General features: G+C 71.3%; 12 protein-coding genes. 6 read left to right on the top strand and 6 right to left on the bottom strand.

What is annotated here, in order from left to right; all coding sequences use genetic code 11:
* Window positions 1–81: 81 nt before the first annotated feature.
* Entirely contained in the window at window positions 82–1,377 is a 1,296-nt protein-coding gene (gene paaK, locus ABT025_RS03960; RefSeq protein ID WP_350989536.1) for a phenylacetate--CoA ligase PaaK, read from the top strand.
* Between the two features lie 171 nt (window positions 1,378–1,548).
* Here the strand turns inward: paaK and ABT025_RS03965 are convergent, their stop codons facing one another.
* Complete coding sequence (locus tag ABT025_RS03965; protein WP_350989538.1) at window positions 1,549–3,048, bottom strand: acyl-CoA synthetase; 1,500 nt, start codon at window positions 3,046–3,048, stop codon at window positions 1,549–1,551.
* Between the two features lie 150 nt (window positions 3,049–3,198).
* Between ABT025_RS03965 and ABT025_RS03970 the strand changes: the two genes are divergently transcribed.
* On the top strand, window positions 3,199–5,619 hold the full coding sequence (locus tag ABT025_RS03970; RefSeq protein WP_350989540.1) for a penicillin acylase family protein: 2,421 nt from the start codon (window positions 3,199–3,201) through the stop codon (window positions 5,617–5,619).
* A 38-nt stretch (window positions 5,620–5,657) separates the two neighbouring features.
* Here the strand turns inward: ABT025_RS03970 and ABT025_RS03975 are convergent, their stop codons facing one another.
* The 3 genes from ABT025_RS03975 to ABT025_RS03985 are packed head-to-tail and all read right to left on the bottom strand — an operon-like array spanning window position 5,658 to window position 9,464.
* Complete coding sequence (locus ABT025_RS03975; protein WP_350989542.1) at window positions 5,658–6,764, bottom strand: calcium:cation antiporter; 1,107 nt, start codon at window positions 6,762–6,764, stop codon at window positions 5,658–5,660.
* 52 nt (window positions 6,765–6,816) lie between these two features.
* On the bottom strand, window positions 6,817–8,358 hold the full coding sequence (locus tag ABT025_RS03980) for an acyl-CoA synthetase (protein ID WP_350989544.1): 1,542 nt from the start codon (window positions 8,356–8,358) through the stop codon (window positions 6,817–6,819).
* Window positions 8,355–9,464, bottom strand: a complete 1,110-nt coding sequence (locus tag ABT025_RS03985) for an NAD(P)H-dependent flavin oxidoreductase (RefSeq protein ID WP_350989547.1) — start codon at window positions 9,462–9,464, stop codon at window positions 8,355–8,357. The genes ABT025_RS03980 and ABT025_RS03985 overlap by 4 nt, the downstream gene beginning before the upstream one ends.
* A 182-nt stretch (window positions 9,465–9,646) precedes the next feature.
* Here ABT025_RS03985 and ABT025_RS03990 point away from each other — a divergent pair, with 182 nt between their 5' ends.
* Together ABT025_RS03990 and ABT025_RS03995 are read left to right on the top strand one after the other, a co-directional pair.
* On the top strand, window positions 9,647–11,497 hold the full coding sequence (locus ABT025_RS03990; protein ID WP_350989549.1) for a serine hydrolase domain-containing protein: 1,851 nt from the start codon (window positions 9,647–9,649) through the stop codon (window positions 11,495–11,497).
* 142 nt (window positions 11,498–11,639) lie between these two features.
* Window positions 11,640–12,056 (top strand): hypothetical protein, encoded by a 417-nt coding sequence (locus ABT025_RS03995; RefSeq protein WP_350989552.1) that lies wholly within the window; start codon window positions 11,640–11,642, stop codon window positions 12,054–12,056.
* A 229-nt stretch (window positions 12,057–12,285) separates the two neighbouring features.
* Here ABT025_RS03995 and ABT025_RS04000 read toward each other — a convergent pair whose 3' ends face one another.
* Window positions 12,286–14,634: an ABC transporter permease gene (locus tag ABT025_RS04000; RefSeq protein ID WP_350989554.1), complete on the bottom strand. Its 2,349-nt coding sequence runs from the start codon at window positions 14,632–14,634 to the stop codon at window positions 12,286–12,288.
* Window positions 14,631–15,353, bottom strand: a complete 723-nt coding sequence (locus ABT025_RS04005; protein WP_350989556.1) for an ABC transporter ATP-binding protein — start codon at window positions 15,351–15,353, stop codon at window positions 14,631–14,633. The genes ABT025_RS04000 and ABT025_RS04005 overlap by 4 nt, the downstream gene beginning before the upstream one ends.
* 162 nt (window positions 15,354–15,515) lie before the next feature.
* Between ABT025_RS04005 and ABT025_RS04010 the strand changes: the two genes are divergently transcribed.
* Window positions 15,516–16,880: a sensor histidine kinase gene (locus tag ABT025_RS04010; RefSeq protein ID WP_350989558.1), complete on the top strand. Its 1,365-nt coding sequence runs from the start codon at window positions 15,516–15,518 to the stop codon at window positions 16,878–16,880.
* On the top strand, window positions 16,877–17,575 hold the full coding sequence (locus tag ABT025_RS04015) for a response regulator (RefSeq protein WP_350989560.1): 699 nt from the start codon (window positions 16,877–16,879) through the stop codon (window positions 17,573–17,575). Before ABT025_RS04010 ends, ABT025_RS04015 begins: the two co-directional genes overlap by 4 nt.
* Window positions 17,576–17,740: the final 165 nt, after the last annotated feature.

A 17,740-nucleotide genomic window follows, 5' to 3' on the forward strand; every position in this document is an offset into this window, starting at 1 on the left:
AGATCCTGAATTACTGCTCCCGGAAGGAACGACCGAATGATCGGTCGACTGTACGGTGCGCACAGGAAAAGGGAGATCCTCATGACGGCTCTGCTGGACGCGGCGGAACGGATGGGCCGCGAGGAGCTGGAGGCGCTCCAGCTGGAGCGGCTGCGGGCCACTCTGCGCCATGCGTACGACCGGGTCGGCCACTACCGGGAGGCGTTCGACCGGGCGGGGCTGCATCCGGACGACTGCCGTTCCCTTGCCGACCTGGCCGGGTTTCCGTTCACCACCAAGGCAGATCTGCGTGACAACTATCCGTTCGGGATGTTCGCGGTGCCCGAGGAGCAGGTGCGGCGGATTCACGCCTCCAGCGGGACGACCGGCCGCCCGACGGTCGTCGGCTACACCCAGGGGGATCTGGACACCTGGGCGGACGTCGTGGCCCGCTCGATCAGGGCGGCCGGCGGACGCCCCGGGCAGAAGGTCCATGTCGCTTACGGGTACGGCCTCTTCACCGGCGGGCTGGGCGCTCACTACGGGGCGGAGCGGCTCGGCTGCACAGTCGTTCCGGCCTCGGGCGGCATGACGGCCCGACAGGTCCAGCTGATCCAGGACTTCCGGCCCGAGATCATCATGGTGACGCCGTCGTACATGCTGACGCTCCTCGACGAGTTCGAGCGGCAGGGCGTCGATCCGCGGTCGACGTCACTGAAGGTGGGGATCTTCGGGGCCGAGCCGTGGACGGAGGAGATGCGCCGCGAGATCGAGGAGCGTTTCTCGATCGACGCGGTCGACATCTACGGGCTGTCCGAGGTGATGGGCCCGGGCGTCGCGCAGGAGTGCGTGGAGACCAAGGACGGCCTGCACATCTGGGAGGACCACTTCTATCCCGAGGTGGTCGACCCGTTCACCGGTGAGGTGCTGCCCGAGGGTGCGGAGGGTGAGCTCGTGTTCACCTCGCTCACCAAGGAGGCCATGCCGGTGATCCGCTACCGGACCCGGGATCTGACCCGGCTGCTGCCGGGCACGGCCCGCGTCTTCCGGCGTATGGAGAAGGTCACCGGACGCAGTGACGATCTGGTGATCCTGCGCGGGGTGAACCTCTTCCCCACCCAGATCGAGGAGATCGTGCTCCGTACGCCCGGGGTGTCGCCGCACTTCCAGCTCCGGTTGACCCGCGAGGGCAGGCTGGACGTCCTGACGGTTCGGGCGGAGGCGCGGACCGGGGCGACTCCGGAGCAGCGCGCGGCGGCGGCCGCGTCGGTCGCGGCGGCGGTCAAGGACGGGATCGGGGTCTCGGTCGGGGTGGAGATCCTCGATCCGGAGACGCTCGAGAGGTCGGTCGGAAAGTTCCGGCGGATCGTGGACGAGCGGGAACGGCCGGGCAGTTGACCGTCGCCCGAAGGCCTCGCCTGCATCAGGGCGCAGCTGTCCCGGGGAGCAGGGGTGCCGGCGGGAGCTTCCACGCCGGCGTCGCGCGCGTCCGTGGGTGAGGGACTTCCCTGCGACAGGGTGTGCGGCCCGTCCCCTGTCGCAGGGAAGTCCCTCGGCTGACCCGCGAACTCAGGCGAAGCGGTCGCGGAGCTCCCTCTTGAGGATCTTTCCGCTGGCGTTGCGCGGGAGCCCGTCCACGAACACGACCCTCTTCGGGGCCTTGAAGTGGGCGATCCTGTCGCGGGCGTGGCCGATCAGTTCGGCCTCGGTCGCCTCCCCGCGCAGGACGACGACGGCGGTGACGGCCTCGATCCAGCGCTCGTCGGGCAGTCCGATGACCGCCGCCTCGGCGACGGCGGGGTGGGTGTAGAGGGCGTCCTCGACCTGCCGGGAGGCGACGAGGACTCCGCCGGAGTTGATGACGTCCTTCACCCGGTCGACGACCGTGAAGTACCCCTCCGGGTCGCGTACCGCGAGGTCGCCGGAGTGGAACCAGCCGTCACGGAACGCCTCGGCGCTCTCCTGCGGCTTCTCCCAGTATCCGCTGCACAGCTGGGGCGAGCGGTAGACCACCTCGCCGGCCGTGCCGTCGGGGACGTCCTTGCCGTTCTCGTCGACGACCTTGGCCTCGACGAAGAGGACGGGCCGGCCGCAGGAGTCCATCCGGCCCTCGTGCTCGTCCGGTCCCAGGACGGTGGCGAGGGGGCCGATCTCGCTCTGGCCGAAGCAGTTGTAGAAGGCGAGTGCCGGAAGGCGTTCACGGAGACGTTCCAGCACCGGGACGGGCATGATCGACGCCCCGTAGTACGCCTTCCGCAGCCCCCCGAGGTCGCGGACCGCGAAGTCGGGGTGGTTGGCGAGGCCGATCCAGACGGTGGGCGGGGCGAAGAGGGTGTCGGCCTGTCCCGACTCGACGAGGTCGAAGATCCGGGCGGCGTCGGGGGCGTCCAGCACCGTGTTCTCGGCGCCGACCGCGAGGTAGGGCAGCAGGAACACGTGCATCTGCGCGGAGTGGTAGAGCGGCAGTGCGTGCACGGGACGGTCGGTGGCGCGCAGATCGAGGGCGGTGACGGCGCTGACGTATTCGTGGACGAGGGCGCTGTGCGTCATCATCGCGCCCTTGGGCAGGGCGGTGGTGCCGGAGGTGTAGAGCAGCTGGACGAGGTCGTCCGCGGCCGGTTCGTGCACCGGCGTGAAGGGCCGCGGGGTGCCGAGTTCGGCCAGGAGGGAGCCGTCGGCGTCGCGGAGCGGCCGTACGGCGTACCCCTGCGGGACGCGGCCGGCGAGGTCCGGGTCGGTGAGGACCAGTGCGCTGCCGGACTGGCTCAGGATGTACGCGAGGTCCTCACCGGTCAGGTTCTGGTTGACCGGCACATGGACCAGTCCGGCGCGGGCGCAGGCGAGATACGCGATCAGGTACGCGTCGGAGTTGTGGGCGTAGGAGGCGACCCGGTCCCCCGGGCGCAGTCCGTGGCCGTCCATGAGGACGGCGGCCGCGGTGCTGACCGCCTCGTCGAGCCCGCGGTAGGTCCAGGCCCGGTCGGCGTACCGCAGGGCGGTGCGCTCGGGGGTGCGCCGTGCGCTGCGGGTCACGACACCGTCGACTGTGCTGCTGCGTACACCGGTCATGGCGTGATCCTGTGCGGCCGGGGCCCAGCGGTCAAGGGTCTGGATACCGGCCGGGATGTTGACACACGTACAGGACTGCTGGCTGAGTTGCCCATGACATCTCGAACTCCTGAGTAACCGTCTTTCGCACCAGCAGAGTTGGGAGGACCGTTGCCCCTCCGGAACCGTCTGAGGATTCTCGCCGTATCCGGTCTCGCGCTGTTCACCGTGTCGGCGTCACTGCCGCCGGCCTCGGCGCTCACCATCCGCACCCACCATCCGTCGGGCGGCGGGCTCTCCGCCGTGATCCGCTACACCGAGTACGGCATTCCGCACATCGTGGCGAAGGACTACGCCGGCCTGGGCTTCGGCAACGGCTGGGCGCAGGCCGCAGACCAGGTGTGCACGCTCGCCGACGGCTTCGTCACGCTGCGCGGGGAGCGGTCCCGGTACTTCGGACCGGACGCGGCGCCGGACGGTTCGCTGTCCTCGGCGACGAAGAATCTCTCCAGCGATCTGTACTTCCGCGGGATTCGCGACAGCCACACCGTGGAGAAGCTGCTGAAGGTTCCGGCCCCGGCCGGGCCTGGCCGGGCGGTGAAGGAACTCCAGCGCGGCTGGGCGGCGGGTTACAACGCCTGGCTGACACAGAACCGGATCACCGACCCGGCCTGCCGGGGCGCCCGCTGGGTACGCCCGGTGACCATGCTCGATGTCGCGGAGCGCGCCTTCGCCCTCTCCGTGCTCGGTGGTCAGGGGCGCGGCATCGACGGCATCACGGCCGCGCAGCCGCCCGCCGCACCGGCACCCGCTCCCCCGGCACTTTCGCCGTCCCCCGGCGAGGCGGCGGACGCGGCGGCACGGCTGCTGTCGACGCAGAACGCGGACATGGGGTCCAACGCCGTGGCGTTCCGCGGCAGTACGACGGCGGGCGGCCGCGGGCTGCTGCTGGGCAATCCGCACTATCCCTGGCAGGGCGGGCGCCGGTTCTGGCAGTCGCAGCAGACGATCCCCGGTGAGCTGAATGTGGCGGGCGGTTCGCTGCTGGGCTCGGCGACCATGTCGATCGGACACAACGCCGACGTCGCGTGGAGCCATACGGTGGCCACGGGCGTCACCCTCGACCTGCGTCAGCTGACCCTCGATCCGGCCGACCCGACCGTGTATCTCGTGGACGGAAGTCCGCACCGCATGACGAAGCGCACGGTCTCCGTCGCGGTCGAGGGCGGCGGGGAGGTGACGCGGACCCAGTGGTGGACCCGCTACGGACCGGTCGTCACCTCGCTCGGTGCGGGGCTCCCACTGCCGTGGACGCGGACGGCCGCGTACGCGCTGGGCGATCCCAATGCGGTGAACCTGCGCTCGGGCGACACCGCGCTCGGCTTCAGCAAGGCTCGCAGCACGGCCGGGATCAAGGAGTCGCTGCGCCGTACGCAAGGGCTGCCGTGGGTCAACACGATCGCCGCGGACTCCTCCGGGCACACGCTGTTCTCGCAGTCGCAGGTGCTGCCGAGGATCACGGACGACCTCGCGCAGCGGTGCTCGACACCTCTGGGCAGGGCCACGTACCCCACGTCAGGACTCGCCGTGCTGGACGGCTCGCGGAGCGACTGCGCACCGGGGTCGGACCCGGACGCGGTACAGCCCGGGATCTTCGGCCCGGGCCGGATGCCGACCGTGGAGAACGCGCCGTACGTCGAGAACTCCAACGACAGTGCCTGGCTGACGAACGCCGATGCTCCGCTGACCGGTTACGAACGCGTCTTCGGGACGGTCGCCGCACCGCGCTCCATGCGGACCCGCGGCGCCGTCGAGGACGTGTCCGCGATGGCGGCCCGCGGCCGGCTGACCGTCGCCGATCTGCAGCGTCAGCAGTTCGCGAACCGGGCGCCGGCCGGTGACCTGGCGGCGTCCGGTCTGGCACGCGCCTGTGCGGCGCTGCCCGGTGGCACGACACCCGGGAGCACCGGCACGCCGGTCGACGTGTCGGCGGCCTGCCCGGTGCTGCGCGACTGGGACCGGAAGGTCGACACGGGCAGCCGGGGGGCGCTGCTCTTCGACCGGTTCTGGCGCAGGGCGGTGGCCGTGCCGGCGGCCGAGCTGTGGAAGGTGCCGTTCTCCCCCGCCGACCCGGTGGGTACGCCGAACACGCTCGACACCTCGGCGCCGCGCGTCCTCGCGGCACTCGCCGACACGGTGGCCGAGCTGAGAGGTCTGGGCATCGCACTGGACGCGCCGCTGGGCGAGCACCAGTCGGTGCTGCGGGGCGAGCGGCGCATTCCGATCGGCGGCGGCACGGAGTCCCTGGGCATCTGGAACAAGACCGAGGGCGTGTGGGACGCGTCAGCGGGCGGGTACACGGACGTCTCGACCGGCTCCAGCTACATCCAGGCGGTCGGCTGGGACGGCGGTCCGTGTCCGGTGGCGCGCACCCTGCTCACGTACGCGCAGTCGTCGAATCCGGCATCCGCCCACTCCAGCGATCAGACCGAGCTGTTCTCGGGTGAGCGCTGGGTGACGTCCCGGTTCTGCGAGAAGGACATCGCGCGTTCGCCCGCGCTGGAGGTGGTGCGGGTGCACGAGCACCGGTAACGGCTTCCGGCCCGAGGTCAGCCCCTGCGCCTCCGCGGTCAGGGGCTGATCGCGAGGAAGACGAACGCGGCGAAGATCGACAGGTGCACGCCGCCCTGGAGCAGGGTGGCGCGCCCCGGTACGACGGTGAGCGCGCCGACCACCACGGTCAGCGCGAGCAGCACCATGTGGGTGGCGCTCAGCCCGAGGTGCAGCGGTCCGGACAGCCAGATCGAGGCCAGCGCGATGGCGGGGATCGTCAGGCCGATGCTGGCCATCGCCGAGCCGAGCGCCAGGTTGAGGCTGGTCTGGATGCGCTCGCGGCGTGCCGCCCGTACGGCGGCCAGGGTCTCCGGCAGCAGCACCAGCAGCGCGATGACGACACCCACGACGGCCTGCGGCATACCGGCGGCCTCCACCCCGGACTCGATGGCAGGCGAGACGGCCTTCGCGTCGCCGACCACGGCGACCAGGGCCACGAGCAGCATGGTGAGGCTGAGCGCGGTGGCTCCCCTTCCGGGCAGCGTCGCGCGGTGGTCCTCCTGTTTGAGCTTTCCGTCCTGGGTGAGCGGGAGGAAGTACTCGCGGTGCCTGACGGTCTGCATGGCGACGAACAGGCCGTACAGGAACAGGGAGGCGACGGCCGCGAAGGTGAGCTGGGCGGAGGAGAACTCGGGCCCTGCCTTGCCGATGGTGAAGGTGGGCAGTACCAGGCTGAGCGTGGCGAGCGTCGCCACGGTCGCGAGGGCGGCGCCGGAGCCCTCCGCGTTGAAGACGACCACGCGGGTGCGGACCGCCCCCACCAGCAGCGAGAGGCCGACGATGCCGTTGCAGGTGATCATCACCGCTGCGAAGACGGTGTCCCGCGCCAGCGCCGACGTCTTGGGACCGCCGTCCACCATGAGGGTGACGATGAGCGCCACCTCGATCACGGTCACCGCGACGGCCAGCACGAGCGAGCCGAACGGCTCACCGACACGGTGGGCGATCACCTCTGCGTGATGCACGGCGGCCAGAACGGCGCCGGCGAGGCAGAGCGCGACCACCGCGACGGCGAACGGCGGCAGCTCGCGCCCCCGGCTGAACACCAGCGCGAGCGCGGCGACCAGCGGCACGACCACGGTCCACCGGGTCGCCAGTGCCCGGATCGTCGCGCTCGTGTTCATGGGCCATACGCTGCCAGAACCGGCCGGGGCCCGCGCGGTGGGCCGGACCCTCCTACCGGTGCCCCTCCCAGTACGGTTCGCGCAACCGCCGTTTGTACAGCTTGCCGTTGGGGTCGCGGGGCATCGTCGTGATGAAGCCGAGAGTCTTGGGTCGTTTGTACCCGGCGAGCAGCCCGGCGCAGTGGCCGAGGATCTCCGCGGCGAGCTCGTCGCCCGCCTCATGCCCCTCGGCGGCTTCGACGACGGCTCTGACCTCCTCGCCCCAGTCGGCGTGCGGGATGCCGAAGACGGCGGCGTCGGCGACGGCGGGGTGGGTGAGCAGTGCGCTCTCGATCTCGGCGGGGTAGATGTTCACCCCGCCGGAGATGATCATGTCGATCTTGCGGTCGCGGAGGAAGAGGTAGCCGTCCTCGTCGAGGATGCCGAGGTCTCCGACGGTGAAGAAGTCGCCGATGCGGTTCTTCCTCGTCTTGCCCTCGTCCTTGTGGTAGCTGAAGCCGCCGGTGCTCATCTTCATGTAGACGGTGCCCAGCTCGCCCGGTCCGAGCCGGTTGCCGTCGTCGTCGAAGACCGCGAGTTCGCTGATGGGCCAGGCCCGGCCGACGGTGCCCGGCTTCTTCAGCCAGTCGTCGGCGGTGGCGAAGGCGCCGCCGCCCTCGCTGGCCGCGTAGTACTCCTCCACGCAGCGCCCCCACCAGTCGATCATGGCCCGTTTGACGTGGTCGGGGCAGGGGGCCGCACCGTGGATGGCGTGGCGCATCGCCGAGACGTCGTACCGCTGCCGGACCTCGTCGGGGAGGGCGAGGAGACGGTGGAACTGGGTCGGGACCATGTGCGTGTGGGTGCAGCGGTGCGTGTCCATCGCCCGCAGCATGTCCTCGGGCGACCACTTGTCCATCAGGACGAGCGGGTGGCCGATGTGCAGGGCCGCGCCCGCGAACTGCAGTACGGCGGTGTGGTAGAGCGGTGAGCAGACCAGATGGACGTTGCCGTCGAACGGTTTGATGCCGAAGATGCCGAGGAACCCGCCGAGGTAGCTCTCCTCGGGGAGCTTTCCGGGCAGCGGCCGGCGGATGCCGCGTGGGCGGCCGGTGGTGCCGGAGGTGTAGTTCATGACCCAGCCGAGGGTGCGCCCTTCCGGAGGCGAGACCGGCCGGTTCTCCAGCAGTTCGGCGTACGGGCGGAAGCCGTCGACGGCACCGACCCCGTAGCGATGGCTCGCAGGCAGTTTCGCCTCGTCGGCGGCGGCGGTCGCCGCCTCGGTGAAGCGCTCGTGGGCGATGAGCACCTTGGCGCCCGAGTCGGAGACGATCCAGGCGATCTCGGGCCCGACGAGGTGGTGGTTGACGGGGACGAGGTAGAACCCGGCCTGGGAGGCTGCGAGGTAGGCGGTGAGGAACTCGACACCGTTGGGCAGGACGACGGCGAAGGCGTCGCCCTCTTCGAGGCCGGCCGCGCGAAGGCCGTGGACCATGCGGTTGGCCTCGGCGTGCAGCCGTCCCGCCGCCCACGTCTCGCCGTCGGGTGCGACCAGGACCGTACGGTCGGGGTCGGCGGTGGCCTGGGCCCAGAAGCCGTTGGGCGGCTGGTTCATGAGGCGCTCCGTCCGGCGATGCGGTTGATGCGGTCGACGGCTCGTTCGAAGCCGCGGGTCAGGTCGTCGAAGACGGCCTGCACACTGCGTTCGGTGTTCATCCGGCCGACGATCTGGCCGACGGGGGTGCCGAGCAGGGCGCCCGTCTCGTACTTCTGGATACGGGAGACGGCCTCGGCGACCAGGAGTCCCTGGAGGGGCATGGGCAGGGTGCCGGGTCCCGACGGGTCGTCCCAGGCGTCGGTCCATTCGGTACGGAGCTGCCGCGCGGGTTTGCCCGTGAGGGCGCGGGAGCGAACCGTGTCGCCCGAGCCCGCAGCGAGGAGTTTGGCGGTCAGCGCCCGGGAGTGCATGTCCGCCTCCTCGGTGGTGAGCCAGAGGGAGCCGAGCCAGACGCCTTGGGCGCCCAGGGCGAGTCCCGCGGCGATCTGTTCGCCGCTGCCGATGCCGCCCGCCGCGAGGACGGGCAGCGGGCCGACGGCGTCGACGACGTCCGGGACCAGCACCATGGAGGCGATCTCCCCGGTGTGGCCGCCCGCCTCGTATCCCTGGGCGACGACGACGTCGATGCCCGCGTCCGCGTGGTGCCGGGCGTGCCGGGCGCTTCCGGCGAGGGCGGCGACGAGGACGTCCTGGTCGTGGGCGCGGGCGATGACGTCGGCGGGCGGTGAGCCCAGCGCGTTGGCGAGGAGCTTGATGGGGTAGCCGAACGCCACGTCGAGCTGGTTACGGGCGACTTCCTCCATCCAGCCCGTGATGCGCCAGCCCGACGCCTCGCCCTCGGCGAGTTCGGGGACGCCGTGTTTGGCGAGGGTCTCCTGGACGAACTGCCGGTGGCCTGGCGGGATCATCGCCTCCACATCGGCCTCGCTCACGCCCTCCACCTTCTTGGCGGGCATGACGACGTCGAGGCCGTAGGGCTTGCCGTCCGTGTGTTCCTGCATCCAGTCGAGGTCGCGTGCGAGGTCGTCGGGGGCGGTGTAGCGGACCGCGCCGAGTACGCCGAATCCACCGGCCCGGGTGATGGCCGCGGCCACCGCCGGGAACGGCGTGAAGCCGAAGATGGCGTGCTCGATCCCCAGTTTTTGACTCAGCTCCGTCTCCATGGGCGGCAGGATGCCGCAGTCCGACGGACGAGGGAAGAGATTTTCTGATGCAGTGTCAGATTCTTTGTGACTCCGGGGCCTACGGGACGGCGGGGGGTGACAGTACCCTCTGGTTCGGCAGGAAGTTTCACGCTCGGAAGATATTTCGAAAGTTACTTTCAGGCATGGGGAAGGGGTTCCGGATGACCGAGGACACGATGGGCGGGGGCATCAGCCGGCGGAGGCTGGGCGGTGGGATGCTGGCCCTGGGCGGAGCACTCGCCCTGGCGCCCATTCCGTTCGCGGCGGCGGCGTCTGCCACGGAGTCGGGGGCGGGGTCGTCGGAGATGAGCGCAGGGACCGCGGCGGGGACGCCGGCGGATGGGCACAGGCCGACGCTGCGGCGCGGATCGGCCGCCCGTGCGGGGCTGTTGCAGGAGCCGCTCGACCGGCTCGTCACCGAGGCGGAGAGATACCTCGCCGACTCGCCCAAACACCCCTGGTACGCGGGCGCCGTGCTGCTCGCGGGACGGGGCGGGACGGTGGCACTGCACCGGCCGATCGGCAAGGCCGTCCGCTATGCGGCGTACGACGAGAAGACCGACACCGGTGTGGAGTTCCCGGCGGACCAGCAGATCCCCATGGCCGAGGACACGGTCTTCGACCTGGCGTCGGTGTCGAAACTGTTCACCTCGATCCTGGCCGTGCAGCAGATCGAGCGCGGCACGCTGGAGCTGGAGGCGACCGTCGCCTCGTATCTCCCCGACTTCGCCGGCGGCGGCAAGCAGGACATCACCGTTCGTCAGCTGCTCACGCACACCTCGGGATTCCGGGCCTGGATCCCGCTCTACAAGGCGCCGACACGGGAGGGAAAGCTGGAGCTGCTCTGGAACGAGGTGCCGGCGAACCCGCCCGGCACGGTGTACCTCTACTCCGACCTCAATCTGATCTCGCTCCAACTGATCCTGGAGAAGATCACCGGCCGCACCGAGGACGTACTGCTCCGCGAACAGATCACCGCTCCGCTCGGGATGCAGCGCACCCGGTACAACCCACCTGCCTCCTGGAAGCCGAAGATCGCCGCGACCGAGGACGCCCGGCTCCCCTGGTCCGGGCTGGAACGCGGGCTGGTCTGGGGCGAGGTGCACGACGAGAACGCGTACAGCCTGGACGGTGTCGCCGGCCACGCCGGGGTCTTCTCCTGCGCCTGGGACCTGGCGATCCTCGCCCGGACGCTGCTCAACGGCGGCGCCTACGGCCGCGCGAGAATCCTCTCGGCCGCATCGGTGGACCTGCTCTTCACCGATTTCAACACCGCGTTCCCCGGTGACGCGCACGGCCTCGGCTTCGAGCTCTACCAGCACTGGTACATGGGCGCGATGGCCACCCCGCGCACGGCGGGCCACACCGGTTTCACGGGCACCAGTCTGGTCCTCGACCCGACCACGGACTCGTTCCTGATCGTGCTGGGCAACTCGGTCCACCCGGTGCGCAGCTGGCGCTCGGGCAGCGCGCCGCGGGTCGCCACCGCCAACCAGATGGCCCGGGCGGTCGCGGTCCGGCCTGCGCGGGGCCGTACGGCATGGTTCTCCGGTCTGGCAAGCGCGTCGTCGGCCACCTTGGCGCTCCCGCCGCTCACCCTCACGTCCTCGCGTGCCCGGTTGAGTTGCGCGCTGTGGTGGGACACCGAGCCAGGCTCCGACTTCCTGTTCCTGGAGGCCTCGCGGGACGCCGGAGCCACCTGGCAGCCGGTTCCGTTCACCACCGAACCGGCCTCACAGCATGGCCGGGAGCGGCCCGAACCGCACCCCGAGGGCTCGGTGTCCGGCTGGTCGGGCCGCGTCTGGCACCAGCTGGACGCGGACCTCGCGCAGTGGAGCGGCGGGGAGTCGCGACTGCGCTGGCGGTACGCCACGGATCAGCTGTACGTCGGCCGGGGGGTGTACGTGGACGCCATCAAGGTCGAGGACGGCCGACGTACGGTCTTCGACGAGGGGCGTCCGGGCGACGCCCGGCGCATCGTGGCGGACGGCTGGGCCGCCTCGGCGGACTGACCGGCGCCCCACGCGAAGGGGCCGGGGCGGCCGGGCCACTGCACCAACCTGTACGCAGCGGGTCACAACCCTGTCACCGCTGCGGCCCTGCCGCCCCGCCGGACGCACCATTGCCCCTACTCGTGTCTCACCAGGGGGAATCATGCGCATCCGCACCACGACCGCGGCCATCGCCGCGATACTCGCCGTCGGCGTCGTTGGCTGCAGCAGTGACAAGGGCAGCGACAGCAAGGCCGACACCGTCAGGAGCACCGCGCCCCAGGCGTCGAAGGCGGCGGACGGCAGCGGCGCCGGGAACACCGGCATTCCGCCCGAGCCCACGGGCGCGGCGCGCTCCGCCGTCCTCCAGGCCATCCATGACGTCAACGGCAGCCTCACTCATGACGAGGACAAAGCCATCAGCGCGGCCCGCAACCAGTGCGCGGCCCTTGACGGCGGCGCGACGGACCCGGACCACAGTGCCGCACAGCGGTTCTCCTACGACGGCATCACGCTGACCGATGACGACGGAAGTCACGTCAACTTCGGGCTGCGCAAGACCCTCTGTCCCGAATCCTGATCAGCCGTCGGCTCCGGCCCGGCCGCGACCGTATGCGGCCGGGCTCCGCCGTGCCGGCGGCTCCCCGGACTCGGGCTGTCCCTGGAATCCGCGCTCCCAGGTCTGCCGGACCCGGGCGGAGGAGCACCCGGCCGAGATCGACCGCGCCGACGATGCCGCCGGCCAGGAGGCCGATGAGGCGTAGCCGGCCCGGCTCCGCGTTCAACGCCGACGGTGGAGACCGGTCCGCCTATTCGGTGCGCAGAGCCGTGGCCGTCCGGGTCCTGGCTGCCCAGCCGGCGGGCAGGAGCGCACCCAGGGTGGCGATGAACAGGCCGCCGAGTACGAGCGGGAACAGCTGAGCCCCGTGGTAGACGGCGAGGACGGAATCGGGCAGGCGGAGCCCCACGCTGTCCCCCATCGCGGGCATCACCCAGCCGTGCAGGGCCACGCCGAGCGGCACGCCGAGGGCGCCCGCGGCAAGTCCGGTCACGACGACCGAGGTGAGGACCATCGCGATGGTCTGGCGGGGGGTCATGCCGAGCGCTTTGTGGACACCGAGTTCCCGGATGCGCTCGCGGGTGTCGAGCAGTACACCGTTGAGCACACCGAGGGCGGCCACGGCGACGAGCATCAGCGTGAGGAACGCGGACAGGGCGTTGAGGGTGACGACCATGTCGCCGCCGGCGTCGAGGCCACCGGCCCGGGCTGTTGCCCCCAGGGGTGCCAGCTCCTTGTTCAGCGCGTCGACGTACCCGGGGACGTCGGTGCCTGACGTGACCGCGATGTGGTGGCTCGATTCCGTCAGATCCGGATGTGCGGCGGTGAGGGTCGTGGCGTCGGTGAAGACCTGCATGCCGTCGTTGCGGGGGTCGAGTACCTCGCCGACGATCCGGACGGTGACCGCCCGGGCCAGGCCGTTCAGGGTGATGGCGTCGCCGATGCGGGTGCCGGTCGCGGCCAGGAAGGGCGTCGGGACGACGGCCTCGCCCGGCCGGTCGATCCAGCGGCCCGAGACCATCGTGTAGCCGCCCCAGGAGGCGTCGCCGGTGAAGGCGACCACGTCGACGGTGCCGGTCAGGCCGGACACGGTCGCCCGCACCGTCGCGGCGCCGTAGTGCTTCCCGGTTCCGGCGGCGGCCTCGACGGCCGCGGCGACTGCGGCCGGATCCGCCTTCGGCCGCTTCGCCGCACCGGGGTCCTGGGGCCCGAAGTCCGGCAGGGGCGCGGGCACGACGACATCGGCGACGTCGTGTGCCTTGGCCTTCATCACCTGACCGAGCGAGGCGCCCATCCCCACGGCGAACGTGACGGCGACCGCACCGAACAGGATCGCCGCGCCCATGGCCAGTGCACGGGCGGGTCGCGCGAAGGGCCGGGCCAGGCCCAGCGACACCGGCTGCGGCAACGGCAGCCGGCCGGCCAGGCGGACGGCCCAACGGCCGCGCCGCTGCGAAGCGTTGCGCCCGACGGCAAGGGCATCGACCGTACGCAGCCGGCCGGCCCGCCCGGCACTCGCCCACGCCGTCGCCGCCACCAGGCCGAGCACCCCGGCGATCACCGACAGGTCGACCCAGGGGGCGACGGTCAGTGACGACGTGCCGTAGACCTCCTCCGTCTCGGCCAGTACGGGGACGGCGAGCAGGTGGCCGGCGAGGACACCGAGGGCCGTGCCGACGGCGGCCGGGATCAGTGCCTGTCCCGCGTAGGCCCGCACGACCTGGGCAGGGGTGAAGCCGATGGCTTTGAGGATGCCGATGCGACGCGTTCCCGTACCGACGGCCGATGCGACGACGTTGCCGACGACGAGCACGGACATGACCAGGCCCAGGGCGCCGAACGCGATGAGAAACGGTACGTAGAGGGCGGTGTCTCGCTCTGCGGACTTCTTCACGGTGAGCCATGACTGTTCGCCGACGGCCGCTCCCGGGGGCAGGGATCCCGTCACGGCCTTGCCGCCCGCGGTGATCCGAGCGGCAGTGCCCGCGTCGGTGAAGCGGTAGAGCATCTGGTGGCCGCCACTGCCGGGCGCGGTGAGCGCCGGCATCTGGGAGGGAACCACCCAGGCGTCGGCGGTCCGCGTGACCGAGCGGCCCACACCGACCACCGTCAGGGCCGGACCATCGGCCAGAGCGGGGAAGGTGAGCTTCATGCCCATGGCCGGGAAGAGCCAGGAGTCGGCGGACAGCACGACCTCCCCGGTGCGCGTGGGCCACCGCCCTTCGAGCAGCGCCACCGCATCCACGTCCCGGCCGGGACCGCTCCGGCCGACCACGGTCATCGGCCAACCGGGGCCCGCCGCGTCCGACTTCGGGATGACTGTTGCCGTACGGAACGGCCCGGCCGCGCTGCTCACTCCTTCGGCCTGCCCGGACGCCGTCAGCTGTCCGGAGCTCGCCCTGCCCGCGTCGAACTGCACGGACAGATGTGCCCCGTGCTGCCTGTCGAAGGCGTCGTCGAAGGGCGCGCCGGACACCACGAGCAGCGTTCCCCCGAGGACGGAGGCGGCCACTGCCATCATCGTGGCGAGAGCGGTCACCAGGGTCTGAACCCGACGTCGTCCCACCCCCGAGCGCACCACCTTGCCGAGCGCGCTCATCGGGCGGCCCGCGCGTCAGCGGCCGCCGAGGCGGCGGACCGGGTCGGGACGTCCTCGGTGATCCGTCCGTCGGCGATCTCGACCGTGCGGTTCGTGCAGGACCGGGCAAGAGCGAGGTCGTGGGTGACCACCACGATGGTCTGGCCCTCGGCGTTGAGGCCGGTGAGCAGCCTGCTGACGTCCTGTCCTGCGGCGGTGTCCAGGGCCCCGGTCGGCTCGTCGGCCAGGAGAAGCGCCGGCCGGTTCATCAACGCCCGGGCCACAGCGACGCGCTGCCGCTCGCCGCCGGACAGCCGCCCCGGGTAGCTCCGGGCGTGCCGGTCGATGCCCAGAAGCTCCAGGAGTTCCGCCATCCGGCGGTCCGCCTCGCCACGCGCCATCCCCGCGAGGCGCGCGGGCAGGACGACATTGTCGGTGACGGTCAGGTCGTCGAGCAGGTTGAAGAACTGGAAGACCATGCCGATCTTCGACCTGCGGTACAGCGCCGAGCCGGTCTCGCCCAGCTGATCCACCCTCACCCCGTCCACGGTGACGGTCCCCGTGTCGGGCCGGTCCAGGCCCGCGACGAGATTGAGCAGCGTGGACTTGCCGCTACCGGAAGGGCCGAGGATCGCGACCGCCTCGCCCGGCCGAACGGTCAGCGACACCGCGTCCAGGGCGGGCGGGCCGTCGTCGTATCGGCGGCTCACCCCGCGCAGTTCGATCACCGGTGTGGTCATGAGGACGCTCCTTGGGTACGGGCAGTTGGCTGCGTGAACGCTAGGAGCGGGTCCGGCCCGACCGCATCGTCCGCCCGGGCCCATTGCCGTCCCGCGCCGGGACGAGCCCCGGAAAACGTCATCCCTGCGATGTAGGCGGGTGATGTATCCCGTGCGGTGGGAATGCCCATCGGGACGGACGCCGCGAGATCGCGCGGCGGCGACAATGAACCGGTGAGGGACGTACGTACGACACTGGAGCAGCTGCGGGACTCCGCACGCCGGACGGTCCTCGATGCCGGTCTGCTGAGCGGCCCGCCGCTGCGGCCGGCCCCGCGCGCCCGGCGGTTCGACGCCCTGGTGGCGCTGGCACTCGGAGTCACCACCGTCTACTACGGCGTCGACAACGCCGACAACATCGTGGTGCGTGAGATCGCACCCGGCGTGGAGTACGTCGTGGCGCGCCCGTCCGGCGCCGACGGCCTGGCCTTCATGGTGGCCCTGGCCGCCATCGCCTCGGGCGCCCTGGCGTTGCGCCGCCGCTACCCGCTCGCCGTGCTGTGCATCGTGACGGCCGCGACCCTGGCGACACCGCAGAGCGTCCTGCGGCTGACCTTCTACGCGTTCGTCATCGCCGTCTACAGCGCGGCGGTGTACAGCCCGCGCCGGGTGGCGACCCTGGCGGCGCTGCCGGTGTCCGTCGTCCTGGTCGGCACTTCGGGGAACTCGGTCACGCCGATCGTCCCCAACGAGTACATCGTCCTGCTGATCCTGGTTCCGATGGCCGTCGCCGCCATCGGCCTGCGCACCTGGAAGCTCCGAACCGGTGAGGGTCGCACCCGCCTCTCCGCGCTGGAACGCGAGCAGGCCGAGGCGCTGCGCCGGGCGGTCGAGCACGAACGGGCCAGGATCGCCCGCGAACTGCATGACGTCGTCACGCACAACGTCAGCGTGATGATCATCCAGGCGGGCGCTGCCCGCACCGTCATGGAGTCGTCCCCCGAACAGGCCGGCGAGGCGCTGCTCGCCGTCGAGGCGGGTGGGCGGGCTGCCATGACCGAGCTGCGCCATGTCATGGGACTCCTCACGATGGCCGACGAGGTCGAGGGGGCGGACCAGGACGCGGAGCTGGCCGATACGTTGGCGGAACTGGCCCCACAACCCGGACTGGACCAGGTGGAAACACTGGTCGGACGGGTCCGGAACACCGGACTTCCTGTGGAGCTCACCGTGACCGGCCCGCCCCGTCCCCTCCCGCCCGGTCTCGAACTCGCCGCCTACCGCGTGGTCCAGGAAGCCCTGACCAACACCGTGAAGCACGCGTCCGGCGCCACCGCCGCCGTCACCGTCGAATACGGCCCGGACCGGCTCCGGGTGGAAGTCGCCGACACCGGTGGGCACCCGGGCGCCGGCGCGCCCACCGGGAACGGCCGGGGTCTGATCGGGCTGCGCGAGCGCCTCGCCGTCCATGACGGAACCCTGACCACCGGGCGACGCCTGACCGGCGGTTATCGTGTCGAGGCGCTGATCCCACTGGAGGCACTGTGACCGAGCCGCTGCGCGTGCTCCTCGCCGACGACCAGACGCTGGTCCGTACCGGATTCCGGATGATCCTGGGCGCCAACGGCATGGACGTCGTCGCCGAGGCGGCCAACGGGGCCGAGGCCGTCGAAGCGGTGCGACGCACGCGGCCCGACGTGGTCCTGATGGACGTCAGGATGCCCGAGATGGACGGGCTGGAGGCCACTCGCCGCATTCTCACCGGCGCCCCCGGCGAACCTCGTGTCATCATCCTGACCACGTTCGACCTCGACCGGTACGTCTACGCGGCGCTGTCCGCCGGCGCCAGCGGGTTCCTCCTCAAGGACGTCACACCCGAGCACCTGACCGTCGCCGTCCGTACGGTCCGTACCGGCGACGCCCTCCTGGCGCCGGCCATCACGCGCCGCCTCGTTCAGCGGTTCGCCCGGCGCGGCAGCGACTCCGTCGCCCTGCACCGTGACCTCGCGTCGCTCACCCCTCGCGAACTGGAGGTCTTCGGCCTGCTTGCCAGAGGACTGAGCAACGCCGAACTCGCCGCCCGTCTCCACCTCGCCGAGACGACCGTCAAGACCCATGTCGCCCGCATCCTCGCCAAGCTCGGTCTCCGTGATCGTGTCCAGGCCGTCATCGCCGCCTACGAGACAGGGCTGGTCAGCGCAGGCGGACCCGAGGCCGCCCAGCAGCCGGCCGAACCGGCCTGAGGGCTGTCCCGCAATCCCTGGCGGGCGCACGAAACAGCTACGGCACCTCACCGCGTTGTCGGAACGCCCGAATACATCCAGTATGCGGACGCTCCTCCGCCTTGCGATGCACCGCATCCGACGCCGCGCGCTGATCCACCACGGATCACGGGACAGCCCTCAGGG

This window comes from Streptomyces sp. NPDC002809 (assembly GCF_040295435.1).
Lineage (GTDB): Bacteria > Actinomycetota > Actinomycetes > Streptomycetales > Streptomycetaceae > Streptomyces.

What these genes read in the sequence shown, in the direction of transcription:
- paaK (WP_350989536.1), top strand. Translation starts at nt 82, where the DNA reads ATGACGGCTCTGCTGGACGCGGCGGAACGGATGGGCCGCGAGGAGCTG.
- ABT025_RS03965 (WP_350989538.1), bottom strand. Translation starts at nt 3,048, where the DNA reads ATGACCGGTGTACGCAGCAGCACAGTCGACGGTGTCGTGACCCGCAGC.
- ABT025_RS03975 (WP_350989542.1), bottom strand. Translation starts at nt 6,764, where the DNA reads ATGAACACGAGCGCGACGATCCGGGCACTGGCGACCCGGTGGACCGTG.
- ABT025_RS03980 (WP_350989544.1), bottom strand. Translation starts at nt 8,358, where the DNA reads ATGAACCAGCCGCCCAACGGCTTCTGGGCCCAGGCCACCGCCGACCCC.
- ABT025_RS03985 (WP_350989547.1), bottom strand. Translation starts at nt 9,464, where the DNA reads ATGGAGACGGAGCTGAGTCAAAAACTGGGGATCGAGCACGCCATCTTC.
- ABT025_RS03990 (WP_350989549.1), top strand. Translation starts at nt 9,647, where the DNA reads ATGACCGAGGACACGATGGGCGGGGGCATCAGCCGGCGGAGGCTGGGC.
- ABT025_RS03995 (WP_350989552.1), top strand. Translation starts at nt 11,640, where the DNA reads ATGCGCATCCGCACCACGACCGCGGCCATCGCCGCGATACTCGCCGTC.
- ABT025_RS04000 (WP_350989554.1), bottom strand. Translation starts at nt 14,634, where the DNA reads ATGAGCGCGCTCGGCAAGGTGGTGCGCTCGGGGGTGGGACGACGTCGG.
- ABT025_RS04005 (WP_350989556.1), bottom strand. Translation starts at nt 15,353, where the DNA reads ATGACCACACCGGTGATCGAACTGCGCGGGGTGAGCCGCCGATACGAC.
- ABT025_RS04010 (WP_350989558.1), top strand. Translation starts at nt 15,516, where the DNA reads ATGCCCATCGGGACGGACGCCGCGAGATCGCGCGGCGGCGACAATGAA.